Source organism: Bacteroides intestinalis DSM 17393, from assembly GCF_000172175.1.
Taxonomy (GTDB): domain Bacteria; phylum Bacteroidota; class Bacteroidia; order Bacteroidales; family Bacteroidaceae; genus Bacteroides; species Bacteroides intestinalis.
The window spans coordinates 86,092-111,351 of sequence record NZ_ABJL02000006.1 but is presented as its reverse complement, the minus strand read 5'-3'; the positions used below and the strand labels follow the sequence as shown (position 1 = coordinate 111,351).

17 protein-coding genes and 1 pseudogene are annotated in these 25,260 nt (G+C 41.0%); 16 read left to right on the top strand and 2 right to left on the bottom strand.

Features of this window, described 5'->3' with window-relative positions; translation table 11 throughout:
• Positions 1–9 precede the first annotated feature (9 nt).
• The 15 genes from BACINT_RS02520 (at position 10) to BACINT_RS02450 (ending at position 21,486) form a co-directional block, all read left to right on the top strand.
• Positions 10–1,677: a RagB/SusD family nutrient uptake outer membrane protein gene (locus tag BACINT_RS02520; RefSeq protein ID WP_007660329.1), complete on the top strand. Its 1,668-nt coding sequence runs from the start codon at positions 10–12 to the stop codon at positions 1,675–1,677.
• 33 nt (positions 1,678–1,710) lie between these two features.
• Positions 1,711–2,817 carry a glycan-binding surface protein gene (locus BACINT_RS02515; protein WP_007660328.1) on the top strand — a complete coding sequence of 369 codons (1,107 nt, stop codon included), beginning with the start codon at positions 1,711–1,713 and terminating at the stop codon, positions 2,815–2,817.
• A 120-nt stretch (positions 2,818–2,937) separates the two neighbouring features.
• A complete protein-coding gene (locus BACINT_RS02510) occupies positions 2,938–4,728 on the top strand; it encodes a hypothetical protein (protein ID WP_007660327.1) in 1,791 nt (596 codons plus the stop codon).
• A complete protein-coding gene (locus BACINT_RS02505; protein ID WP_007660326.1) occupies positions 4,725–7,940 on the top strand; it encodes a carbohydrate-binding protein in 3,216 nt (1,071 codons plus the stop codon). The genes BACINT_RS02510 and BACINT_RS02505 overlap by 4 nt, the downstream gene beginning before the upstream one ends.
• Complete coding sequence (locus BACINT_RS02500; RefSeq protein WP_007660325.1) at positions 7,937–9,058, top strand: glycoside hydrolase family 26 protein; 1,122 nt, start codon at positions 7,937–7,939, stop codon at positions 9,056–9,058. Before BACINT_RS02505 ends, BACINT_RS02500 begins: the two co-directional genes overlap by 4 nt.
• 28 nt (positions 9,059–9,086) lie before the next feature.
• Positions 9,087–10,385, top strand: a complete 1,299-nt coding sequence (locus BACINT_RS02495; protein ID WP_007660317.1) for a glycoside hydrolase 5 family protein — start codon at positions 9,087–9,089, stop codon at positions 10,383–10,385.
• Entirely contained in the window at positions 10,382–12,826 is a 2,445-nt protein-coding gene (locus BACINT_RS02490; RefSeq protein ID WP_007660315.1) for a glycoside hydrolase family 3 N-terminal domain-containing protein, read from the top strand. Before BACINT_RS02495 ends, BACINT_RS02490 begins: the two co-directional genes overlap by 4 nt.
• Before the next feature lie 5 nt (positions 12,827–12,831).
• Complete coding sequence (locus tag BACINT_RS02485) at positions 12,832–14,088, top strand: uroporphyrinogen decarboxylase family protein (protein ID WP_007660313.1); 1,257 nt, start codon at positions 12,832–12,834, stop codon at positions 14,086–14,088.
• Positions 14,089–14,112: 24 nt separating this feature from the next.
• Entirely contained in the window at positions 14,113–14,751 is a 639-nt protein-coding gene (locus tag BACINT_RS02480; RefSeq protein ID WP_007660311.1) for a corrinoid protein, read from the top strand.
• A 17-nt stretch (positions 14,752–14,768) separates the two neighbouring features.
• Positions 14,769–15,467 (top strand): vitamin B12 dependent-methionine synthase activation domain-containing protein, encoded by a 699-nt coding sequence (locus BACINT_RS02475; protein WP_007660308.1) that lies wholly within the window; start codon positions 14,769–14,771, stop codon positions 15,465–15,467.
• Positions 15,468–15,472: 5 nt separating this feature from the next.
• Positions 15,473–16,483 (top strand): methylcobamide--CoM methyltransferase, encoded by a 1,011-nt coding sequence (locus tag BACINT_RS02470; RefSeq protein ID WP_044154708.1) that lies wholly within the window; start codon positions 15,473–15,475, stop codon positions 16,481–16,483.
• A 92-nt stretch (positions 16,484–16,575) separates the two neighbouring features.
• Complete coding sequence (locus BACINT_RS02465) at positions 16,576–17,688, top strand: glycoside hydrolase family 26 protein (protein ID WP_007660305.1); 1,113 nt, start codon at positions 16,576–16,578, stop codon at positions 17,686–17,688.
• 14 nt (positions 17,689–17,702) lie between these two features.
• Entirely contained in the window at positions 17,703–18,878 is a 1,176-nt protein-coding gene (locus BACINT_RS02460) for a glycoside hydrolase family 130 protein (RefSeq protein WP_007660304.1), read from the top strand.
• Complete coding sequence (locus tag BACINT_RS02455; RefSeq protein ID WP_007660303.1) at positions 18,866–20,248, top strand: MFS transporter; 1,383 nt, start codon at positions 18,866–18,868, stop codon at positions 20,246–20,248. The genes BACINT_RS02460 and BACINT_RS02455 overlap by 13 nt, the downstream gene beginning before the upstream one ends.
• Before the next feature lie 50 nt (positions 20,249–20,298).
• Positions 20,299–21,486, top strand: coding sequence for an AGE family epimerase/isomerase (locus BACINT_RS02450; RefSeq protein WP_044154707.1), 1,188 nt, complete (start codon positions 20,299–20,301; stop codon positions 21,484–21,486).
• Positions 21,487–21,496: 10 nt separating this feature from the next.
• On the opposite strand, the gene BACINT_RS02445 is transcribed toward BACINT_RS02450, so the two are convergent.
• Complete coding sequence (locus tag BACINT_RS02445) at positions 21,497–22,834, bottom strand: amino acid kinase family protein (protein ID WP_044154706.1); 1,338 nt, start codon at positions 22,832–22,834, stop codon at positions 21,497–21,499.
• A 290-nt stretch (positions 22,835–23,124) separates the two neighbouring features.
• Here BACINT_RS02445 and BACINT_RS02440 point away from each other — a divergent pair, with 290 nt between their 5' ends.
• A complete protein-coding gene (locus BACINT_RS02440; RefSeq protein ID WP_007660300.1) occupies positions 23,125–24,468 on the top strand; it encodes a sigma-54-dependent transcriptional regulator in 1,344 nt (447 codons plus the stop codon).
• Positions 24,469–24,587: 119 nt separating this feature from the next.
• Here BACINT_RS02440 and BACINT_RS02435 read toward each other — a convergent pair.
• Positions 24,588–25,138, bottom strand: a pseudogene (locus BACINT_RS02435) (putative polyvalent protein kinase domain-containing protein).
• Between the last annotated feature and the right edge of the window lie 122 nt (positions 25,139–25,260).

The window sequence follows — 25,260 nt, the reverse complement described above, 5'->3', positions numbered from 1 at the left end:
AAGAAAGTTATGAAAAAGATTATATTAAAATCAGTCATATTGTTGTGGGCGGCTGTGGCTGCATGCTCTTGCGACAACCTGTTGGAAGAGAAAGCATACGATTTTGTTTCTCCTGAGCAGTTGGGAGACAGTGAAAGCGCTGCTTCACAACTTGTAACAGGAGCTTACAATACCATTATTACCAATTTTATTGCTCCGGGTTCTTATCTGTATCTCACGAATATGGATTGTGACTATGCTTCTGGTGCTTCATGGGCATTTGGTAATGTGGGAGCTGGTAATCCGCAGGGATTTTGGGGAATAGACCACATGTGGCAAGGGTGTTATACATTGATTCATCGTGCTAATTTGGCTACTTCTAAGATTACTGCAATGAACAATCTAACCCCTGAAAGTAAGGAAGATGCTTTAGGACAATTATGTTTCCTGAAAGCATGGGCTTATTTTAATCTGGTCAGAAATTATGGTCCGGTACCTATTTTCAGAAAATCTATATCAGAAGGTGAAGATATGCATCAGGCTCGTTCTTCCGTAGCTGATGTTTATGCACATATTATTGAACTACTGGATCAGGCAGAGAATATGTATTCTAAAAATGATGCAGGTTTCATCGAAGGACATGCTTCAAGTGGTGCAGCAAAAGCACTATTAGCAAAAGTTTATGCAACAATGGCATCAGGAGCAATGTCCGGAGTACCCATTGTAGTTAAAGGTGGAAAACCTTCTAACCCGGAACCACAAGCAATTACGCATACTGCACAAACTGTGGCCGGATATGAAAGTTTTGATTCGAAAAAGTATTATGAGTTGGCACGTGATAAGGCATGGGAAGTAATACAGGAGTATACCTTGTTTGATAAATATATGGATGTGTGGTCCATTGCTAACCGTAATAAGGGGGAACATATCTGGATGGCTCAGGCTAAAAGTGCTGATGCTGATTTTGGTAATACGATTTGCCAGGACTATGTAGGTATCTTTAAGGAAGACGGTACGATGGAAGGTAACTGGTATGGAATGCGTGACCACTGGTATTTACTTTTTGAAGAGAAAGATAAGCGTGCTGTAGACGGAGTTATACACCGGTATGCTTCTGGTGGTATTTCTAATGGAAAGGTGATTTATAATTATTATCCACGTTGGTATGCTGATAAAGTAGCCAATAAAGAGGTTTATGATAGTGAAGGCAATGCATTTGATGGTACGGAAGTATATCAGGAAGGCGAAGGTTGGACATTAGCAAAGTTGACTAAATTTACATTTGTGACAGATCGTAAACAAAAGAACAGTGATTTCCATTTTCCACTGCTTCGTTTGCCGGATATTATGCTGATTTATGCGGAAGCTGTGAATGAATTGAATGGTGGACCGGATGCTGAGGCTTATAATCAGGTTAATAGAATCCGTACACGTGCAAATGCGACTCTGTTCTCTGGCATGAATCAGAATGAGTTCCGTTCTGCTGTACTTGAAGAACGTGCCCGCGAGTTGGCGTATGAAGCAGATCGTCGGTACGATTTATTCCGCTGGGGTATTTATTTGGGAGTAATGAATGCTATTGATATGGATGAGCATAATGTTACTAAACGTCGTTTGGAACGTAATTTGCTTTATCCGCTGCCTATTAGTGAAGTCAATGCCAATGATAAGATTGACTCTAATAATCCGGGTTGGTAATGAGTATTCTGTATAAACTTAAATGAAGAAACAATGAAAACATTAAAATATACTTTATTAGTTTTGGCGATATTAGGGTGTGGTGCATTCTCATCTTGCTCTGATGATGATGAAGCGATTGCTCCCTTAAGTATAGCAAAGGTGTCTACGGTGACTGACCGTAAGGAAGCTATTGATAAAGCTAATCTTGCACAATATATTATTGTGCAAGGTACTGGGTTGAATGCTGTTACATCTATTTTAGTGAATGATGTTCCGGTAGACATGTTAGAGGCATACATAACATCCAATGAAATTACATTTCCTATTCCGAGGGTGATTCCTGAAAATGTAAATAATCTGATAACCTTGTCAACTGGTAGCGCAACGGTAACCACGCCTCTTTCTGTCTTTGTCCCGGATTTGCGGATTGATGGTATGTATAATGAATTCACTCCTGCAGGCGAAATGATGAAAATTGTGGGAGACTATTTTGATCTGTATGAGATAACTACTGAATCGGGTAAGTTATACTTTGGTGACCGTGAGATGGAAATAGTAAGAGCGGTACAGGATACTTTATATTTCAAACTTCCTACTGATGCTGCAGTTGGTGCTAAAGTTAAAATAGTCAGCCCGGTTGTAGGAGAGGTAATGGTTCCTGGAAAATATAAAGAAAAGGGCAATATGCTATGTGATTATGATCCATTTACAGGATGGGGAGGTGGACAATATCTGAGTAGTGGTCCTACCCCGGTAGCTATTAGCGGACAATATTGCCGCTTCAATATAGCCAAAGGCGATGCAAATGATTGGGACTGGAATTCAGTGACTGGTATCTCACAACTTGCTGTTGAGTATTTCCCGGAAGTACTGGCCAATCAAAATAATTACCTGCTGAAGTTTGAAGTGAATACATTGAAGCCTTTGACTAAGCGTCAGATTCGTTTCTATTTCTCTCAGATAAATTATGACTGGGAACCTTTTGCTTCAGGACTTGCTTTAAATACAAATGGTGAGTGGCAGACAGTAACTCTTGAATTGGGTACAATGTGGAAGGGAAGTGTTCCTGCCGATGGTGTTCTACAGATCATGGGTAACAGTTATGCAGAAGATACCGATATCAGTTTTGACAATTTCCGTATTGTGCCTAAAGACTAAGTACTGGCTATATCCTTTTATAAGGTTAAAAGAACAGTTTTTCAGATGAGAGTATAATTTCAAAAGAGAGGCAGTTATGAAAAACGAGCTACCTCTCTTTTATCCTTTAAAAAAGCTTGAATGATGATACGAAAAATCCAATATATATTTATTCTATTATGTTTACCTGTCAGTTTGTTGGCACAAGAGAAATTTAATATTAGAGGAGTACTTCCTTGGCATAACTTTCTTTCAGGTCCTACGGGCTGGAATTTGGAAGACTATCGGGATTATCTGGACGAATGTCAGCAATATGGTATTAATTTTATTGGATTTCATAATTATACCGGTGGGGGTGAACGTTATGCCACTTATGTGGAACCGATGATCAAGATAGAATATAAGGATATTCTTCCTCAAGCTTGTTTTGATAATTCTCTTACTGCACGTTGGGGGTATTTACCCATGAAAGTGAAAGATTATGCTTTCGGTACTGACCGTGTATTTTCTTTGCCGGAAGGTGCGGAGGCTTTTGGTAGTGATGCTTCTGTAACTTCTTCTACTCCACGAGAGCATTATGAGAAATCGCAGACGTTGATGCGTGATGTTTTGAGCATGGCTCATGAACGTGGTATACGTATGGCAATGGGATTTGAATTTGGAGTAATTCCTCCTGAATATTTTTCTTTGAATGTAGCGGGCGACTGTTTTTACTGGCCTGGGGAGTCTAACATGATTCCGAATCCAAAAAGTCAGATAGCGATAGAGATACATTATGCAGCACTTGATAATGTTTTGGAAACCTATCCTGATATTGATTATGTCTGGTTATGGTTGAATGAACACTCATTTATGGGAGTGAATATAGAGAAAGCTTTGGAGAATGCTTCTTTTGCTGAAGCATATAACGCCGGACAAGGTTATTTTAAAGAGGCAGCTGATAGTGCAGCCCGTTTTGTCGGAGTTTGGGCACTTGAATATATGAAATTGACATCGGACTATTTGAAATCTAAAGGTTCGAATGCAAAAGTAATTCTTGGAGGATGGGGAGGCGGTCATCAATTACCTTCCTTATTGAAAGGACTGGACAGAGCTCTGCCAAAGGATATCATATTCAGTTGTTTAAATCCTGATTTAGGAAAAAGTCCACAGCCTGAATTCTTGTCTGATATAGCTAAGAACAGAACTGTGTGGGCAGTACCTTGGTTAGAGGGAGATCATCAGCTTTGGCATTTTCAACCACGTGTAGAAATGATGCGTGATCATGTGAAACTTGCTGCAAAGCAGAATCTGGATGGGGTGATTGCTATTCACTGGCGTACGGAAGAGCCTCGTTTTAATTTTAGAACATTTGCTCATTTTGCTTCAAATAAGATAGACAACAAGACTGTAGAACAGTTATATGAAGAATATCTGACTGAGGATATGGGTAATAAGGCTGCAAAACTATTGGCTCCTCTGTTGGCACAAATGGATATTAAACAAATACAATGGAATGTCCCCTCACCAGAATTTTATGCCTTCACTCCTGAATGGGGATTATTGGATGATCAAAATGTGAAACTGCGGGAAAGTTTGATTCGGACTGCTGAACAGGTCCTGAAAAAAACAGAGGGCAGCCAGCGAGATAATTTGCAACGTTTCATTGCAATGTTCCGTTTTGAATTGCTATTGGGAGAGGTTGATAAAGCTATGATGCCTGCATTTATTCTTAAGAAGAATGACAGACAGGGCGTTGCGGCCAGTTCGTTCGAAGAATATGAAGAGGCTTATCGTAGCCTTATGGCGGCTCCGGTGAAAGATATGTTTGAGACTTATATGCAAAGAATTCATTCTCGTGGAGAATTAGGTGTGTTAAGCTCTTTAAACCAGCGTTTATGGAGAGAATACAATGATTTGAAGTCTTATCTTGAAACAAAATTGAAGAGATGATGAAAGATTGGAAGAAATATTTATTAGGATATTGCCTGATAGCTGTTTTAGTTCTACCTGTTCAAGCACAGATTTTACAAATAAGTAGTGGAACTTCATTAGAAAACTATGCAGCATCGGAACTGCAGAGATACTATTATCAGCTATCCGGTAAACTTTTGAATATCGAGAGGACAGCCTCGGCAAATCTAAAATCAGATTTTATATTAACCACATTAGATAATCCATTAGTGGATGATTGGCAAAAGAAAGGTATACTTAAGCTAAAAGAGAAGCCAGGAGAACAAGGGTATATACTTCAAACAGTAAAGAATGCAGGTCGTCGTACTTTATTGATTGCCGGAACAGATCCTTGCGGGTTACTTTATGGAGTATATGGCTTACTCGAGGATCATTTGGGAGTGCGTTTTTATATGAGTGGTGATATCTTGCCTGAAAAAAGAATGAGAGGTCACCTTCCTGTGATAAACGATGTACGTACTCCTCAAATGCGTATTAGAGGATTTCTTCCATGGACCAATTTCCCGCAATCAGCTACTATTTATTCCTGGAATGATTGGAGGTATGTTATTGATCAAGCGGCAAAAATGCGTATGAATTTTATTATGATTCATAATTATAATGGTTTTTGCGGGCATAATGAAACTTTTCATAATTTTGAATATAATGGCTATTTATCCAGAGGGTGGATGCCGACTGTAAAAACAGGACATGGTTGGTTGTGTCCGGGATGGGATATTAATGAATACTGTTTTGGAGCTTCTGAAATTTATGATGATTATGATTTTGGAGCAGATTATGGACTTCATAATGAGACATTGACTAATAGTCAGATAAAAGAAAAAGGTGAAACCGTTTTTCGTAAGGTGATAGATTATGCACATCAGCGCGGAGTAAAGATTGGATTAGGACTTGACATTGATGTGATTCTTCCTGAATATCAAGTGTCTGCTGATGAACGCGGTGTAATTGCTGCACAAACAGCACAGTTAGCCAAGCAATATCCATATTTGGACTATTTGTTCTGTTTTCAATCAGAGGGAAGCAAAGATTCTGTTTTCTATGCTAAATGGCAGAGAGTTTTTGATGGTTTTTATGAAGATATGAAGCGACTTTCACCGTCAACTCACATTGTTGTATCAGGTTGGGGAATGACGGCGGAATCTGTTGCTCGTCTACCGAAAGATGTTATTTGTGCTCCGATATCTTATTATTCCGCAGCATTTGAACCGGGGAATATATATGGAGAGCGTGAATATTGGGGATGTCCATGGTTAGAGAGAGATTGGAGTAGTTCACAATATTATTATCCTTATAATGTGGATTTATCAGAAACAATTCATGCTTATGAGAAAGCTTCGGAGAATATGAAAGGATTTTATGCTTTAACTTGGCGTTTAACGGATGCAGTTTCTCCTAAAATGTGGTATATAAGTAAAGCACCTTGGTATGAAGCTGAAGAATTGAACTCTTCGGAAAAAGTTTATGGAGACTATGCTAAAACAAATTATGGAGAGTCTGTTGCTAAACCGATTACTGCCATTATAAATCAAAATGAACCATTTGCTACAGATTTTGCAGAGTGTCAGGCGACACCGGGTTTTAATGAGGTTGTAAATACTTATCCTTTAATGAATATTCAGTCGTTATCCTTTGCCGGAAAACATGGTGAACTTATGAAGATAGATGCAGTAAACTTTCAGGAAAAGAAAGGAACAAAAAATGCGCCAAGTGATGAGGGAGGAGAATGTGTAGGTTATATAATGGCTGGTGATTGGTTGAAATATGATCAGGTTCATTTTAAGGATGATGTTTCTTTAATATCCCTCAGAGTTGCTTCTGCTTCAAATGGAGGTATTATTACTATTTCGGTAGGAAAGCTTGATGGACCTATTATTGCTTCGATTGATGTAAAAAACACAGAAGGGTGGCAGACATGGAAAAGCTTGACTGTTCCTGTTAAAATAGATAAAGGAATTTATTCTCTTTATGTTAGTTTTCATCCTTTCAACGATATAACACAGGCTAATAAATTGGCTGAAAAGCAATTAAATACGATTGATAGTTGCATAGCTGTGGTTACTAATTTAGGGCAGAAGAAACGTTTATCTTATTTACGTGCACGTATTGCAGGTGCTAAACACCATATTGCACTAAATTCTGAGTTTGAGAAATACCAATGGACTGATTTGCCGGGTCAAATGGATAGTTGGGCTCGTAGTTTCTTATACCGTATTGATGATATTTCATCTTTTGGAAATATTATGAGTACACAGAACCGTTTTGTACAGCAGAATTACGTAGAGAAGATAAATAAATTACGTAAATACCAAAGAGTGAAAGCTCCTTCCCATGTTACTGCTAAAGGAACGCAAAATGGAGCGTTGGTGACATGGCGTAATGAAGAACCGGGAGCAGACATTTTTGTTGTGTGCCGGGATGGTAAGGAAATTGCATCACTACCTATCAGTGCTAATCAATATGTCGATACATTTAATGGAAAAGCCTCCTATACAGTATATGTGATTGATACGGATGGAAATAGAAGTCTTCCTAGTATTCCGTATTATTGCTTAGCTGGTGATGCCGATAATGAGGCTCCTGTTATTGTAAATCCTTCTCCAGTGACCTCGGTTGCTCAGGGACATGATGTTAACATAAAGCTGTCTATGGTTGATAATCGTTCCGTTGAAGATCTTTCTGCTGTGCTTCATTATCGTACTATAGGTTGTAAAGAGTGGAAGCAGATACCGTTTAAACATAGAATAAGAGCTGCTTTTGCGGTAACTGTTCCTGCTGAAGAGTTTTCTATTCAAGGAATGGAATATTATATTACTGCCTCTGATTCCCGTAATGTGGCTATGTATCCGGCAGACGCACCTGCACGACTCCATACAATTATTGTGACGGGCAGTGGAAGTAATAAATTACCTTCTCCGGTTGTAAGACTCACTGCCAGTAATCGGTTAAAGTGGGAAAAAAATCCTGATGTGGATATGTATCGGATTTATCGTAGTAAATCTTCTGATTTTGCAACGGATGCTTCTTCCTTTATAACATTTGTAGGAGGACAGACAACTTCTTTTTATGATAATGGGATAGATTTGGACGGCACTTCTTTGAAAGGAACTTACTTTTATCGTGTGACGGCCGTTAGCAGTGATGATATGGAAAGTAATGCTTCTGAAATCATTAAAATAGATTATAAATGAAAAGAGTATATATTTATATAGTGATTGCTCTATGTGGAGTTTCTGCATGTACCTCTTCTCGTCAGCGGATTTTGGAAGATACCAGATTGGGCTTAGTGGATAAACACGCTACCGACTTAACTGCTATTCTGTTTCATAATCTGAAGCAAATGACCGGAAAGTATGTAGTATATGGGCAACACAATTATGAAATGGATGGATTTAATTCGGATACCAGCCGTTGGCGTGATGAACAGAATCGTTGTGATGCTTATGATGTGACAGGGGCTTATCCGGCCATGGCCAGTTTTGATTTTCTGCATTTCACGAATCCGGTCAGTTGGGAGACGAAAAATCTGGATTATATTAAGAGTAAATTTTATGCTGCTTATGAGCGTGGAAATGTGCTCACTTTTTGCTGGCATTACTATAATCCGGTTACGGGGAATAATTTCTATGATACTACGCAGGTGGTGAAACATATTCTTCCTGGCGGATCACGTCATGAAACATTTAAAAGCGATTTGAAGATTATTGCAGACTTTGCCCATAATGCTAAGAATCATGCCGGTGAACTGATTCCTATTATTTTTCGACCTTGGCATGAGTTTGATGGAAATTGGTTTTGGTGGGGAAGGAACCATTGTACAGTAGAAGAGTTCAAAGAACTCTACCGTTTTACTGTCACCTATTTAAGGGATTCTCTGCAAGTACATAACTTTTTATATGCATTTTCTCCTGATTGTGGATTTACGACTGAAAAGGAGTTTTTGGAGCGCTATCCGGGAGATGAGTATGTGGATGTAGTAGGTATGGATAATTATTGGGATTTTAGGCCGGATGGTGGAGATACAAGTTTAGTCGTATTGAAATCTCGCATTCTGACTAAATATGCCAAGGAACATAATAAGCTGTCTGCTATTACTGAGACTGGAACGCAGACTAGAGACTCTTTATGGTATTCACAACTACTGAATATTTTATATTTTGAAGGAGTAGAGTTGAATTATTTGTGTACCTGGTCAGGTTTTGCTCCTTATAAAGGACATCCTGCTGCATCGGATTTTTATCAGTTTAAAGAAGACTCTTTGATTTTATTTGCTGATGAAGCACCGGATTTTTATGTTCTGACCAAATGAAATAATATTATAGAAAAAACAAATAGCCATGAAACAGATAAGTATTCTCTTTTTCACTCTTCTGCTGTTGGGAGCATGTGTGAAAGCACCTACGCAGACAGATAATTTTGTGAAGATTGTTGATGGACGTTTCTCTATCAATGATAAACCGTATTATTATATTGGCACTAATTTTTGGTATGCCGCTATATTAGGATCACAGGGGCAAGGCGGTAATCGGGAACGTCTGCTTAAAGAACTTGATTTCATGAAAGCCAATGGTATTACTAATTTGCGTGTATTAGTTGGCGCAGATGGAATAGATGGAATTATGACAAAAGCAGAACCAGCGCTTCAAACGGCTCCCGGTGTGTATAATGATACTATTTTTGATGGCTTAGATTTCTTCCTGTCGGAGTTGGGCAAAAGAGGTATGCACGCCGTATTGTTCTTAAATAACAGTTGGGAGTGGTCCGGAGGATATTCACAATACCTCTATTGGAGTGGTCATGGTGAAGTACCTATGCCTAAAGTGGCAGGATGGAATGCCTTTTCAAACTATGTTGCTCAGTATGCAAAATCAGAGAAAGCCCATAAATTATTTGAGAATCATGTACGTCAGGTTGTAAGTCGTGTTAACCGCTATACTAAGCTGAAATTCAGTGATGATCCGGCTATCATGGCATGGCAGATAGGTAATGAGCCCCGTCCGTTTGGTGAGGAAAATAAGGAGAGCTTTGCTAAATGGATAGCTGAATGTGCTGCACTTATCAAGTCTATTGACCCTAACCACTTGATCTCTGTTGGTTCGGAAGGTATGGCAGGTTGTGAAGGAGATTTGGGTTTGTGGGTGAAACTCCATCAGGATATCAATATAGATTATTCAACGATTCACATCTGGCCGAATAATTGGGGGTGGATAGATAAGACTGATATTCCGGGAACCTTGGATAAAGCCATTGCAAATACTCGTGAATATATCGATGTACATGTTGCGGAAGCACAAAAAATGAATAAACCGTTAGTTCTTGAAGAATTTGGACTGCCGAGAGACAGTGTAATGTTTGATAGGAAAAGTTCTACAGCTCTAAGGGATAGGTATTATGGAGAAATTTTTGAAATAGTGAAAGAGCATGCTATACAAAAAAGTGTATTTCAAGGATGCAACTTCTGGGCTTGGGGAGGATTTGCACAACCGCAACATCTTTTCTGGCAAAAGGGAGATGACTATATGGGGGACCCGGGACAAGAAGAGCAGGGGTTGAATTCTGTATATGATACCGACACTACAGTGAAGCTTGTTGCGGATATCGTGAATGAAATAAACCAAATCACTCAGATGAAATGAAAAAAAAAGTCATATGTTCAGTTTTGTTAGGCTTGATGGTATCTGGTCAATTAGTAGGAGCAGATTATATTAAGCCGAAGAAAGATAAAAAAACAGGAATATCCTACTATGATCTGAATAAGAACGGCCATCTTGATATCTATGAGAATCCTGCTTTTGCAGTAGAAGAACGTGTCCGTGCTTTACTCTCTCAGATGACTCTAGAAGAGAAAGTCGGCCAGATGCTTACTTCTTTAGGATGGCCGATGTATGAGCGCCAAGGGAATACAATCTGCCTGACTGAGCAATTGGTTCGGGAGATTGAAGAGTATCACACTGGTTCGCTTTGGGGATTTATGCGTGCTGACCCATGGACACAACGTACGTTGACTACCGGGTTAACTCCTGCATTGGCAGCCAAGGCTTCAAATATGCTTCAAAAATATGCAATTGAACATGGGCGTTTAGGAATTCCCCTGTTTTTGGCAGAAGAGTGTCCGCATGGACACATGGCTATCGGAACAACTGTATTTCCGACGTCTATTGGGCAGGCCAGTACCTGGAATCCTGAGTTAATCAGAAGAATGGGGCGTGCTATTGCTACTGAGGCAAGTGCACAGGGAGCGCATATCGGTTATGGTCCGGTACTTGATTTGGCCCGTGATCCCCGCTGGTCCAGGGTAGAAGAAACGTATGGTGAGGATGCTTATCTCAATGGCGTGATGGGGGCTGCTTTAGTAAAAGGTTTCCAAGGTGAGTTTCCAAGAACTAAAGGTAAAGTAATCGCTACTTTAAAACATTTTGCTGCTTATGGCTGGACAGAAGGCGGACATAATGGAGGAAGTGCCCATGTTGGTAATCGGGAAATGGAAGAAGCTATTTATCCCCCTTTCCGGGAAGCTGTTGCTGCCGGAGCATTGTCTGTGATGAGTTCCTATAATGAAATCGATGGTATTCCTTGTACTGCTAATTCTAATTTATTAACCGGATTATTGAAAGAACGTTGGCAATTTAAAGGTTTTGTCGTTTCTGATCTTTATGCAATCGGAGGGCTTCGGGAACATGGAGTTGCAGATACGGATTATGAGGCAGCAGTGAAAGCTGTAAATGCGGGTGTGGATAGTGATTTAGGAACAAATGTTTATGCCGGGCAATTGGTAAATGCCGTAAAAAGGGGAGATGTACAGGAGGTTGTGATTAATAAAGCTGTCAGCCGGATACTTGCTCTAAAGTTCCATATGGGTTTATTTGATCATCCTTTTGTTGATGAGCGGGAACCGGAACAAGTCGTGGCATCAACAGAACATCTGGAATTGGCTCGTGAAGTAGCTCGTCAATCCATCATTTTATTAAAGAATAAGAATGAGTTGCTCCCTTTGAATAAAAAGACGAAGACTATTGCGGTTATTGGTCCGAATGCTGATAATATATACAATATGCTGGGAGATTATACGGCACCTCAAAGTGAGTCTTCGGTAGTTACGGTATTGGATGGTATCCGTCAGAAAGTTTCCAATGATACACATATTATATATGCTAAAGGGTGTGCTGTGCGTGATTCTTCTAAATCGGGTTTTCAGGAAGCAATAGAAGCAGCCCGGCAGTCGGATGTGGTTGTAATGGTGATGGGTGGTTCCAGTGCCCGTGATTTTTCTTCAAAGTATGAAGAAACGGGTGCAGCAAAAGTCTCTGATAGTCATATCAGTGATATGGAGAGTGGAGAGGGCTATGACCGTTCTACTCTTGAGTTGCTGGGAAGACAACGGGAACTGATACGAGAAGTGGGAAAATTAAATAAACCTATTGTATTGGTATTGATTAAAGGGCGCCCCTTATTACTGGAAGGTATTGAAGCAGAAGTCGATGCTATCGTTGACGCCTGGTATCCGGGTATGCAAGGAGGAAATGCAGTTGCCGATGTATTGTTCGGTGATTATAATCCAGCCGGACGCTTGACTATTTCAGTACCACGCTCTGTGGGACAGCTTCCGGTATATTATAATACAAAACGGAAAGGAAACCGCAGTAAATACATAGAAGAAGAGGGGACACCTCGCTATCCTTTTGGTTATGGACTCAGCTATACATCTTTCAATTATTCGGACTTGAAGGCGGAGGTTGTAGAAGCAGAAGATAGCTGCCTGGTAAATATTTCAGTGAAGGTACGGAATGAAGGCTCACGGGATGGAGATGAGGTCGTTCAACTTTATCTTCGTGATGAAGTGGCCAGCTTTACTACTCCTTTTAAGCAGTTATGTGGATTTCAACGGATACATTTGAAAGTTGGTGAGACAAAGGAAATAACATTCCGGTTAGATAAGAAATCACTGGCACTCTATATGCAAAATGAAGAGTGGGCTGTAGAACCTGGTCGTTTTACATTGATGCTTGGTGGTTCTTCTGAACAAATTTATCAGCAAAAAGAAATTGAGATAACCAAAAGATATACTTTTAAAATGTAAATATCATGAGTAAATCAAGAGATAGAGTGCTCCAGGCGCTGAATCATCAGAATACTGATTATGTTCCGGTTGATTTTGGTTCTACTGCAGTGACAGGTATTCATTGCCGTATTGTAGAAGCTTTACGAAACCATTATGGATTGGAGTCTAAACCTGTGAAAATAGTGGATGCTTTTCAAATGTTGGGTGAAGTTGATGAGGAACTTGCAGAACTGTTGGGAGTAGATTGTATAGGTATTGGTGGAGCGAAGGATATATTTGATCTGGATACCACACAACTTCACGAACAGGTCACTCCGTGGGGACAGCGTGTATTAGTTCCTTTGAGTATGAATCTTACGCCGGATAGCCAGGGAGATGTTTATGTTTATGCCGGTGGTGATAAAACATATCCTCCCAGTGCTGTGATGCCCAAAGGATGTTATTTTATCAATGCCATTGAAAGACAGCAACCTATTGATGAAGAAAAATTGAATCCCGAAGATAATGTTGAAGAGTTTACATTGTTGACGGATGCTGACCTTGCTTACTACAAAGAACTAGTGGATAAAGTGTCTGGTTCAGGAAAAGCCGTAGTAGCCAGTTTTGGAGGGACGGCTTTAGGGGATGTAGCATTCGTTCCGGGTATGGGATTGAAAGAGCCGAAAGGTATCCGTAGTGTCGTAGAATGGTATATGTCGACAGCTATGCGTCAGGATTATCTCCATCAGGTATTTGAGAAAGAGATTGATATCGCGATAGCCAACTATGAAAAACTTTGGAATACATTGGGAGATAAAGTCGATGTTGTACTGACTTGTGGAACTGATTTCGGTTCTCAGGAATCTCAGTTCTGTTCTCTTGATACGTTCAAAGAACTTTGGTTGCCTCATTATCGTCGTATGAATGACTGGATACATCAGCATACTACATGGAAAGTTTTCAAACATTCATGTGGGGCTATTATTCCTATCCTTCCGGGTTTGATAGAGGCGGGGTTCGATATTATCAATCCGGTACAGATTAATGCCAAAGATATGGATTCACATAGGCTGAAGGAAGAGTTTGGTTCTCAACTCACTTTTTGGGGTGGGGGAATCGATACGCAACAAATATTGCCCTTTGGTACTCCCGATGAGATCCGTCGCCATGTGATAGGACAGTGTGAGATCCTGGGACGTGATGGAGGTTTTATTTTTAATGCAGTGCATAATATACAGGCTAATGTTCCGATTGAAAATGTAGTTGCTTTGTTTGATACTTTGAAAAGTCTTAGAAATTAATAACTTAAATATAGAAAAGTAATAATGAATAATCTGAATGAATTATATGATGCAATTTTGGTAGGTAAACTGGAAGATGCAGTAAAAGTAACCAAAATAGCAGTTGAAGAAGGAATGACTCCTCATGAAATTATAAACCAATACATGATTAAAGCGATGGAGGAAATCGGAAGTCGTTTTGAGGCAGGTAAAGTTTTTGTTCCGAATCTTCTGATGAGTGCCCGTGCCATGCGTGGTGCTTTGGATGTCCTGAAACCTTTGATGCAGGGACAAGGCGATTCTTATATTGGGAAGATTGTGATAGGTACTGTAAAAGGAGATCTGCATGATATCGGTAAGAATCTTGTAGCTTCCATGTTTGAAGGGTGTGGCTTTGAAGTTATTAATCTGGGGGTTGATGTGTCGAGTGATAAATTTATCAGTGCTGCTCTGGAGAATAAGGCGGATATTATTTGTATGTCGGCTCTACTTACCACGACCATGAACTATATGAAGGAAGTAGTTGCAGCCGTTGAAGCTTCCGAATTGAAAGGAAAGGTGAAGATCATGGTTGGAGGAGCTCCTGTGAATGATGCTTTTGCAAAAGCAATAGGTGCCGATGCATATACCAGTAATGCCAACGCTGCTGTTGTAATGGCCAAAAAACTTATTGCTGCAAATTAATTTTTGAAAAGAATCTTATGATGAATAGGGAGATTTATCAATACGAGCTACCTTGGAATGCACTTCAACTTAATTCGGAAGATATTTATCTTTCAATAGGAGTTGGTTATGTCCCGGATGAAGAGATGCTAAAGCAACTTGATCTTTTGAAAAAAGAGATTGCTGTTCGGTGCCGTCCACATTGCCTTTATGCTTTTTTTGAAGCCAGTCCGGCAACTAAAAATCATATAGGCATAGGTGGGACGGAGCTGCATACCGGTACAGTTATTACTCCCTATTTGTTGGATGCTGATCGATACGTACTGTTTATAGCTACTGCCGGACAGGAGTTCGAACAGTTCCAGCATGAAGTAAAATCTTCCGGTGATATTTTGCAGGAGTTTTTGCTTGATTCCTTGGGCTCTGCAATTGCGGAGGCAGTTGTACGCGAAGTGTGTAGTAAAGTTGAAAGCCATGTTTTGCCACTGGGATATGGTGTAAGTCATCCATATAGTCCGGGATATTGCGGTTGGCATGTGACACAGCAAAAGTTTTTATTTTCTTTACTGCCGGAACAACCTTGTGGAGTTCTTTTGAGTGAGTCCTCTCTAATGTCTCCCATTAAATCGGTAAGTGGAGTAATTGCTGTAGGTGAGAGAATCGTGAAACGTAAATATGGCTGTGAGCTTTGTGGTAAAATAGATTGCTATAAGAATAGAAATAAATTAAAAAAATGATTCCCATGAATGTATCAAAATGGATTAAAGATATAATTGCTTCCGATAAAAGTTTGTCTATGCCTATCATGACCCATCCGGGTATTGAATTATTAGGTAAGAAAGTGTTGGATGCCGTGATTGATGGTGAAGTTCATTTTCAAGCTATTCGTGCTTTGAATGAGCGTTTTCCCAAAGCTATGGCATGTACTGCTATTATGGACCTGACTGTAGAAGCAGAAGCTTTCGGGGCTCAACTCTGTATGAGTGAACATGAAGTTCCTATGGTTACAGGCCGTTTGTTGACTTCATTTGAAGATGTGGACGCATTACAGATTCCTTCCTTGGATAATGCCAGAGTTCCCCAGTATCTGAAGGCGAATGCTTTGGCTGCTGCTGGAATAAATAAACCTGTCTTTGCCGGTTGTATAGGTCCTTATTCACTTGCCGGACGGTTGTTTGATATGACTGAAATAATGATGGCGATATATACTGAACCTCAGACTGCTACTTTATTGCTTGAAAAATGTACGGAATTCCTTCTTAGTTATTGTCAGGCAATAAAGGCAACAGGAGTGGCCGGAGTCGTAATGGCAGAACCAGCGGCAGGCTTACTTTCTGATGAGGATTGTTTTCAGTATTCTTCGTTATATGTAAAACAGATCATTGAAGCGGTACAAGATGATTCGTTTGCAGTGATTCTTCATAACTGTGGTAATACAGGACATTGTACTCCTGCTATGTTGAAAACCGGTGCCAAAGGATATCATTTTGGAAATAAGGCTGATATGGTAGAAGCACTGAAAGCTTGTCCTGCAGATGTACTGGTTATGGGTAATCTGGATCCGGTTGGTATTTTCAAGATGGCCTTGCCGGAGGTAGTTGTCCGTCAGACAGAGGAGCTTCTGAATCGCACATCTTCATATCCGAATTTTGTAATTTCAAGTGGTTGTGATACCCCTCCGGAAGTTCCATTTGCCAATATTGAAGCTTTTTATCAGGCAGTGGAGAAATATAATAATAAGTGTGGCAGATAAAGACAAAAAAGAGATAAAATTGTATCAGTTTATCCGTTTACAGTCAGCTATCTTTGTCGTGTAAAATAAATGGGAATCTAAATAGTATAAAAATGAATAAGCTTAAAGGGATTGCGTTAACATTGGCCACTACTGCTCTTGTAGCATGTGGACCGGGTCAGAAACAGTCAAATTTTAGTTCGTCTTCTATGCGTACAACAGAAACGGAGAATTTACTTGCTAACCTTAAAAAAGTATCATCTAAAGGGATTATGTTCGGACATCATGATGATACTAACTATGGTATAGGCTGGGATGGTGAAGAGGGACGCTCCGACGTAAAAAGCGTGTGCGGAGATTATCCCGCTGTTATCAGTTTCGATCTGGGACATATAGAACTGGGTGATACAGTGAGCCTGGATAATGTTCCGTTCAGTAAGATTCGTCGAGAAATACTGAACCAATATAAAAGAGGAGGAATGTCTTCTTTGAGTTGGCATTTACGTAATCCGCTGACAGGTGGAGACTCTTGGGATGTATCGGATACAACAGTGGTGAAGTCAGTTCTTCCTGGAGGAAGCAATCATGAAAAATTCACCGGCTGGGTAAGTAAAGTATCTGCCTTTATTAATTCTCTGCAGACAGAGGATGGAGTAAAAGTCCCCGTACTTTTCCGACCATGGCACGAGCATACAGGTAGTTGGTTCTGGTGGGGTGAGAAACTCTGTACTCCCGAAGAATATAAAGCACTCTGGCATATGACGGTGGATATTCTTCGTGAAGATGGTGTGAATAATGCTCTTTATGCTTACTCCCCCGGTTCCGAGCCACAAGATACCGTACAATACCTGAAACGTTATCCGGGAGATGATCTGGTTGATGTAATAGGCTTCGATACTTATCAATTCGATCGTGATAGTTATATTGCAAATCTTGAAAAATCGCTTGCCATTATAGATAGCATCGGTAAAGTACACAATAAAATAATTGCTATCACTGAAACCGGATATGAGGGTATTCCCGATTCGAAATGGTGGACCGGAACTTTGCTGCCTGCCATTGAGAAATATCCGATAGCTTATGTATTGGTATGGCGCAATGCCCGTGAGCGTGTTACTCATTTCTATGCCCCTTATCCGGGACAGATTTCTGCTGATGATTTTGTAGAATTCTATAAGCATCCTAAAACCTTGTTTGCGGCAGATGTAAACTCTTTGTATAAATAAGAAAAACTATCAATATGGAAACTTTTAGTGATAAGGTAAAGAGACTCTTTCAGGAACACGAAGAGCTGATAACAAGAAAAAATGAGCCGGTAGAGGGTGGAAACGGTATTTTCACACGTTACAAATATCCGGTAGTGACGGCGGCACATGCACCTGTCTTCTGGCGATATGATTTGAATGAAGATTCCAATCCTTATCTGATGGAGCGCATCGGCATTAATGCAACCCTTAATTCAGGTGCTATTAAGTGGAATGGTAAATACTTGATGATGATACGTGTGGAAGGTGCCGACCGGAAATCATTTTTTGCGATTGCGGAAAGTCCGAATGGAATCGATAATTTCCGTTTTTGGGATTATCCCGTAACTATGCCTGAGGATTTGATTCCGGCTACCAATATTTATGACATGCGTCTCACGGCCCATGAAGATGGCTGGATTTATGGTATCTTCTGCGCCGAACGCCATGATGATAATGCACCTTTGGGTGATTTATCTTCAGCTACTGCTACGGCCGGCATTGCCCGTACAAAAGACTTGAAGAACTGGGAGCGTTTGCCTGATTTAAAATCCAGAAGCCAGCAACGTAATGTAGTGCTTCATCCGGAATTTGTAGATGGAAAATATGCCCTTTATACCCGTCCGCAAGATGGATTTATTAATGCCGGAAGCGGTGGCGGTATTGGTTGGGCTTTGGTGGACGACATGACCCATGCAGAAGTGAAAGAGGAAAAGATTATAGATTACCGCTATTATCATACCATTAAAGAGGTGAAGAATGGAGAAGGTCCTCATCCGGTAAAAACGTCGAAAGGTTGGTTGCATCTGGCTCATGGGGTACGTGCTTGTGCTGCCGGATTGCGTTATGTACTTTATATGTATATGACTGCCTTGGATGACCCGACAAAACTTATTGCCGCTCCTGGTGGTTATTTTATGGCACCTGTGGGAGAAGAGCGGATCGGTGATGTAAGTAACGTGCTTTTTACTAATGGTTGGATTGCTGATGAAGATGGTAAGGTGTTTATCTATTATGCTTCTTCGGATACACGGATGCATGTGGCTACTTCCACAGTGGATAAGTTGGTCGATTACTGTATGAACACGCCGGCTGACGGTTTATCTTCTTTCGCCTCCGTAGAGACTCTGAAGAAACTTATTGATAAGAACCTGAAGATATGGCAGCACTAAAAGAGAAAATTGGCTACGGTTTCGGTGATATGTCTTCCTCTATGTTTTGGAAGATATTCTCCTACTATCTGCCCATATTTTATTCAAATATATATGGTTTGAGCTTAGCGGATACCGGGGTTTTGTTATTGGTAACACGCATCTGGGATGCTGTATCCGATCCGATGATGGGAGTGATAGCAGACAGGACACAAACCCGTTGGGGAAAATACCGTCCTTATTTACTGTGGATTTCTCTTCCGTTTGCTGTTTGCGGTGTGTTGCTGTTTACAACTCCTGACTTTGGCGCAACGGGTAAACTTGTCTGGGCATACATCACTTATATGCTGATGATGACGGTCTATACAGCTATCAATGTTCCATACGGAGCTATGTTGGGGGTAATGACGGATGATTCGGACACGAAGACTGTTTTTTCTTCTTACCGGATGTTCTTTGCCTATGGTGGTAGTTTTATTGCTTTGTTTGCCTGGGAACCGTTATGTGCCTGGTTTAAGGAAATGACGGGTTCGTTGACCGTAAGTTGGCAGTATTCCATGATTGTGATTGCTGCATTCTGTTTCGTCATATTCTTACTTTGTTTCAGTATGACGCGGGAATACATAAAGAGTATCTCTACGGTTTCTATCGGAAAAGATATTAAATCGTTACTCGCTAATGTTCCTTGGTGGCTACTTATCGGTGCGGCTTTGTGTTCTAATCTATTCAGCACGGTGCGCGGTGCTACAGCCGCATACTTCTTCAAAGATTATATAGGTGATGGCATATTCTTAAGTTTGGGTGACTTTTCACTCTTGTTTTATGCCGGATTGTTTCTGAGTGTCGGAGAAGTTTCAAATATGATTGGAGTTGTATTAGCGGTTCCCCTTTCCCGTTCATTAGGTAAGAAATCTACTTATATTTCGACTATGGCTGCTTTGGCAGTATTAAGTATTTTGTTCTTTTACCTGCCTTGTACGCCATCAGGTTTTTGGTTGATGCTGGCTATGCAAGTCGTCATATCTGTTTGCACAGGTATTGTATCTCCGTTGGTATGGAGTATGTATGCGGATGTTTCAGATTATGCCGAACTAAAAAACGGAACGGCTTCAACAGGACTCATTTTCTCTTCTTCATCTATGGCGCAGAAGTTTGGCGGTGCGTTTGGGGGGGCTGCCGTTATGTGGATTCTGGCTGCATTCGGTTACAATACGGCCGAGGGAGCAGTACAAACAGAAGAAGCCTTGACCGGACTGAATTTGCTGATGAGTTGGATACCGGCTGCCGTGGCCGTTTTGGCTATGATAGTCGTATACTTTTATCCGTTGACAAAGAAACGTGTTGCAGAGGTTGATGAAAAACTGAAGAAGATACGGGCTGCCCAGCTATAAATGACGGGAAATAATTGGTATTTGTAAATGATTAAATTGCAAATTGAATGATGGACATCAAGAGTATGAGAAAAGAAATGGAAGCAGAGTTGATAGGCAACATCCTTCCATTTTGGATGAACAGAATGAAAGATGAAGTGAACGGAGGATTTTATGGCCGTATTACGGGAACAGGCATCCTGATGCCGGAAGCAGAGAAAGGGGCCATTTTGAATGCACGTATTCTCTGGACATTTTCGGCTGCTTACCGCTTGTTAGGAAATGAAGAATATCTGACTACAGCAACCCGTGCCAAGCGAATCATCATTGACCGTTTTTATGATAAAGAATTCGGTGGTATCTATTGGTCACTCGATTATAAAGGGAATCCGTTGGATACCAAAAAACAAATATATGCCATCGGATTTGCAATTTATGGCTTAAGTGAATACCATCGTGCTACAGGTGATAAGGAGGCCTTGGACTATGCTATCCGCTTGTTTGAAGATATTGAAAGGTATAGCTTCGATTCCGTAAAGAATGGATATTGTGAAGCCCTTACCCGGGGATGGAGTGAGCTTGCCGATATGCGTCTGAGCGATAAAGATGAGAATGAATGTAAAACCATGAATACCCATCTGCATATTCTGGAGCCTTATACTAATCTTTATCGTGTATGGAAGAATGATTCGCTGAAAAGTCAGCTTTGTAACCTGATAGAGATTTTTATCGATAAGATATTGAATGCTGAGACCGGACACCTGGAGCTTTTCTTTGATGAAAACTGGAACAGTAAATATCGCATTGTTTCCTATGGACATGACATTGAAGCTTCCTGGCTGATTCATGAAGCAGCGCTGGTGCTGGGAGATGAGGCTCTGTTGGAAAAGGTGGAACCATTGGTTGAGTTTATAGCTGCCGCTGCCGATGAAGGCCTGACACCTGACGGGGCTATGGTTTATGAAACTTTTCTTACGAAGCAAAGGACGGATACAGACCGTCACTGGTGGGTACAGGCTGAAAATGTAGTAGGACACATCAACCTTTACCAATACTTTGATGATGAGGTAGCTTTACAGAAAGCTTTCCGTTGCTGGGAATTTATCAAGAAGAATCTGATAGACCCCCAGAATGGTGAATGGTACTGGAGTATACGTGCAGATGGTACGGTAAATACCGGCGATGATAAAGCGGGTTTTTGGAAATGCCCGTACCATAATGGACGTATGTGTATGGAAATAATGGAACGCTTTTCATAGAGATCTTCCTCTAACAAGCTTTTCCGAAGTACTCCGGTTTCAGTAACTTTTCATCGAGCAACCGGAGTACTTCTGCTTTATCTGTTCCCCTGACCACAATTGATACATCATTCTCGTCGCTTCCGTACGAAATCATTCTCAACGGGATATTCTTCAGTGCATCAATAATCCGGCTTTCCATGGCGATGCACGAAGACTTCATATTACCCACAACCGAAACAATGGACATACGGTCCTCTACCCATATCCGGGCATATCTGTTCAGTTCACGCAGAATACGGGACAGGAACTCCTTGTTATCCGTCACAATTGATATATTATCATTGGATGAAGTCAGCAGGCAGGGATTTGTCCGGTATTTGGCAAAGATTTCCATAATCTTACTGATAAACAGATAAGGCCGTAGCGTATGGTTTGACTCAAGGCGAATATAAACCACTGAGTCCTTTGCTGCAACAGCTTTTACAGCTTCCCCATTTTGCAAATTATCGGAAATGTAAGTTCCTTCCGCCGTCGGATTCATTGGATTGAGCAGATGAATAGGAACGTTTCCTTTCCATGCTGTAGCAAGACAGAACGGATGCAGAATTTGCGGATTGAAATAGATCAGACGTTCCGCCTCGCTGAAGCTGAGGTTCCGGATTGTACCAGCGTCCTTTATGACCAATGTGTCGTTGTTGCGTATGGCAAAGTTTGTCCATAGCTTTATCTCTTTTGCATGCAAGGCCACGCCAATGAGGGCCGCCGTATAATCGCTGCCGCCTTGTTTCAGGTAATCGGTTTCGCCAAAAGCATTTTTACAGATACTTCCCTGGGTGATAAACAGGTGAGTGCCAGGGTAGAGTTTCAGCTGCTTATCCAGTTTTTGCTCTATGTATTCGATATCCACTTCTCGGTTTGTACCTATGCGTATAAAGTCGAATGCACAAAGCATGGCATTATCGACTTTCTGTTCCTGAAGATAAAGACTCATTAATGTACTGGTGAGTAGTTCTCCTTGTGCCAGAATGTCTTTTTCGTCGGTTGAGGTAAAGGGTTCCAGGCAATACTTCCAGATAGCCTGGAAACTATCGAGTATGCACCGGATGGCCTGATGCTTGATTTCATCATCCGTGAGGAGCTCATTGGCGAAGTCAATGAAGTAGAATTCCAGCCGGGTGATCTTCTCGTGCGCCTCCTCAGTATTACGGTTGAAGAAGCAGGCGGCTATTTCGTCCAGGTGTTTAGTGACATCCTCTGCTGCCGATAGTATTGCTATCGTAGGCTGGTTGTTCATAATCAGTTTGGCAACATGTTGCATTCCTTCTACGGATGCTGTTGAATTTCCATTGAATTTGCAGATTTCCATATTCTTCATTTTTTTAGTTATTTATTGAATGATGCTTACCGGAAGTTTATTTTTCCTTTCCATTTCAGGGTGATTTTATCAAAATGGAAGAGATTTGTCCGTAAGGTGTGGAGGTTGTCTGAATCCTTATCTCCTTGTATATATGGAGTTAAGCTATAAAGGAGATTCAGTTGCTTTCCGTTCCTCTATTATAAAAGTTCAAAAGATGTGCCGCTCGTATTCCGGAAAAGTTTTATATTTGCACACCCTGTTTTTACCATTATCAGTTTAAACACTTATCCGAATAAGATATGAGTAAGATTTTAATCGTTGATGACGAGGTACAAATCCGTACCCTTTTGGCGCGTATGATGGAATTAGAAGGATATGAAGTTTGTCAGGCTGGTGATTGCAGGGCTGCCCTACGACAACTGGAACTCCAAACCCCCGACGTAGCTTTGTGTGATGTTTTCCTGCCCGATGGAAATGGGGTGGATCTGGTGCTGTCCATCAAAAAGGCGGCTCCCAATGTGGAAGTCATTCTCCTGACGGCTCATGGCAATATTCCCGATGGCGTACAAGCCATCAAGAACGGAGCTTTCGACTATATCACAAAGGGAGATGACAATAATAAGATAATTCCCCTCATCAGCCGTGCCATGGAGAAAGCGCGGATGAATGTCCGTTTGGAAAAGCTTGAAAAGAAAGTGGGACAGACGTATTCGTTCGAGTCCATTTTGGGAGAATCCAAATCACTGAAAGAAGCGGTATTGCTTGCACGGAAGGTTGCGGTGACCGATGTTCCTGTGTTACTGACGGGAGAAACGGGAACGGGTAAGGAGGTATTTGCCCAAGCCATTCATTATAATAGTAAGCGGGCAAAGCAGAACTTTGTGGCTGTGAACTGTTCCTCGTTCAGTAAGGAGCTGCTGGAAAGTGAGATGTTCGGGCATAAGGCAGGTTCGTTTACGGGAGCGTTGAAAGATAAGAAGGGTTTGTTTGAGGAGGCGAACCATGGCACCATCTTTCTGGATGAGATCGGTGAGATGGCTTTTGAACTGCAAGCCAAGTTGTTGCGTATCCTCGAAACAGGAGAATATATCAAGATAGGCGATACGAAACCGACACGCGTCAATGTGCGTATTATTGCGGCAACCAACCGTAATCTGCCGGAAGAGATAGCCAAAGGGCGTTTCCGTGAAGACCTCTTCTATCGGCTTGGCGTATTCCAAGTACACCTGCCGCCGCTGCGCGAGCGTACGGGAGATATCCGCCTGCTGGCAAAGGCGTTTATACGGAACTTCTCAGCACAACTGTCGCGTGCCATTAATGAGATTACTCCCGAATTTCTCAGTACACTGGAACAACAACCCTGGAAAGGGAATATCCGCGAGTTGCGTAATGTGATAGAGCGCAGCCTCATCGTTTGCGAAGGTGATCGTCTGGATATTGCAGATTTACCGTTGGAGATTCAGAATGCCCATTACGAGCAATCGGACGACGGCATGCCCGGCTGCTTTGAGCTTTCGGCTATGGAACGCCGTCACATTGCCCGTGTACTAGAATATACGAAAGGGAATAAGACAGAAGCGGCACGACTGTTGAAAATCGGCTTGACAACGCTGTACAGGAAGATAGAGGAATATAAGATTTAGGCTTGCATTTCGGGGCATGCCGAGACGGGCTTTTCGGAAAAACATTGCTATCTTTGTATTGTTTAACAAGAAAGAGATAAGATACTATATTATAAACGAATAGGAGGAAAAGCTATATATCACTCAATATGCCTTAATCTCAGTCTGATTTGGGTATCTATGAAGTATAGTTTATTATCTATTCCATAAAGAACATTATCAGGAACAGCATCAAAAACTTCATATTCTTCATTATGGTATTCATCTTCATAGTCCATCTCAAAGCCTAATGCTTCCATGTAATCTGCTATTTCATCTTCCGTAGCTTCTCGCTTTGCCCTAACATAAGGCTGAACTAATACAGCACAAAACTCATGCATACTATTATAGGCAAAACCTACTAAAGTGTAAGCTACATTGTAGAAGAAATGGTTATGTGCTTCTATTCGGATGAAGAAGTTGGTAAGGTCATCACCTGCATATTCAAAGTTATTCAATTTGAATACAATATCTTCATTACCGGTGAAAACTTCATTCTCCCCGCCTTTATTGAGGTAAGATAAAGAAAGAGTATTTGCCCTCTCTTATATCCCTCTGGCGGTTCAGCATTTCCTGTTGCTTCTTTTTCTCTTCTAACGAGATGGGCTGCTTCTGCCAAGAGGTTATCGACTTCAAGGTGCTTTCTATCCATTGCTTATGAAATTCATTAATATAGGTTCTTTCCATGCTTTAACACGTTTTATGTGGCTGATGCAAATGTAGTAAATCTATCGGAGAAACCATAGAAAAAGCATTGGCTAAAAATAAATACAG

What these genes read in the sequence shown, in the direction of transcription:
- BACINT_RS02520 (WP_007660329.1), top strand. Translation starts at nt 10, where the DNA reads ATGAAAAAGATTATATTAAAATCAGTCATATTGTTGTGGGCGGCTGTG.
- BACINT_RS02515 (WP_007660328.1), top strand. Translation starts at nt 1,711, where the DNA reads ATGAAAACATTAAAATATACTTTATTAGTTTTGGCGATATTAGGGTGT.
- BACINT_RS02510 (WP_007660327.1), top strand. Translation starts at nt 2,938, where the DNA reads ATGATGATACGAAAAATCCAATATATATTTATTCTATTATGTTTACCT.
- BACINT_RS02505 (WP_007660326.1), top strand. Translation starts at nt 4,725, where the DNA reads ATGATGAAAGATTGGAAGAAATATTTATTAGGATATTGCCTGATAGCT.
- BACINT_RS02500 (WP_007660325.1), top strand. Translation starts at nt 7,937, where the DNA reads ATGAAAAGAGTATATATTTATATAGTGATTGCTCTATGTGGAGTTTCT.
- BACINT_RS02495 (WP_007660317.1), top strand. Translation starts at nt 9,087, where the DNA reads ATGAAACAGATAAGTATTCTCTTTTTCACTCTTCTGCTGTTGGGAGCA.
- BACINT_RS02490 (WP_007660315.1), top strand. Translation starts at nt 10,382, where the DNA reads ATGAAAAAAAAAGTCATATGTTCAGTTTTGTTAGGCTTGATGGTATCT.
- BACINT_RS02485 (WP_007660313.1), top strand. Translation starts at nt 12,832, where the DNA reads ATGAGTAAATCAAGAGATAGAGTGCTCCAGGCGCTGAATCATCAGAAT.
- BACINT_RS02480 (WP_007660311.1), top strand. Translation starts at nt 14,113, where the DNA reads ATGAATAATCTGAATGAATTATATGATGCAATTTTGGTAGGTAAACTG.
- BACINT_RS02475 (WP_007660308.1), top strand. Translation starts at nt 14,769, where the DNA reads ATGATGAATAGGGAGATTTATCAATACGAGCTACCTTGGAATGCACTT.
- BACINT_RS02470 (WP_044154708.1), top strand. Translation starts at nt 15,473, where the DNA reads ATGAATGTATCAAAATGGATTAAAGATATAATTGCTTCCGATAAAAGT.
- BACINT_RS02465 (WP_007660305.1), top strand. Translation starts at nt 16,576, where the DNA reads ATGAATAAGCTTAAAGGGATTGCGTTAACATTGGCCACTACTGCTCTT.
- BACINT_RS02460 (WP_007660304.1), top strand. Translation starts at nt 17,703, where the DNA reads ATGGAAACTTTTAGTGATAAGGTAAAGAGACTCTTTCAGGAACACGAA.
- BACINT_RS02455 (WP_007660303.1), top strand. Translation starts at nt 18,866, where the DNA reads ATGGCAGCACTAAAAGAGAAAATTGGCTACGGTTTCGGTGATATGTCT.
- BACINT_RS02450 (WP_044154707.1), top strand. Translation starts at nt 20,299, where the DNA reads ATGGACATCAAGAGTATGAGAAAAGAAATGGAAGCAGAGTTGATAGGC.
- BACINT_RS02445 (WP_044154706.1), bottom strand. Translation starts at nt 22,834, where the DNA reads ATGGAAATCTGCAAATTCAATGGAAATTCAACAGCATCCGTAGAAGGA.
- BACINT_RS02440 (WP_007660300.1), top strand. Translation starts at nt 23,125, where the DNA reads ATGAGTAAGATTTTAATCGTTGATGACGAGGTACAAATCCGTACCCTT.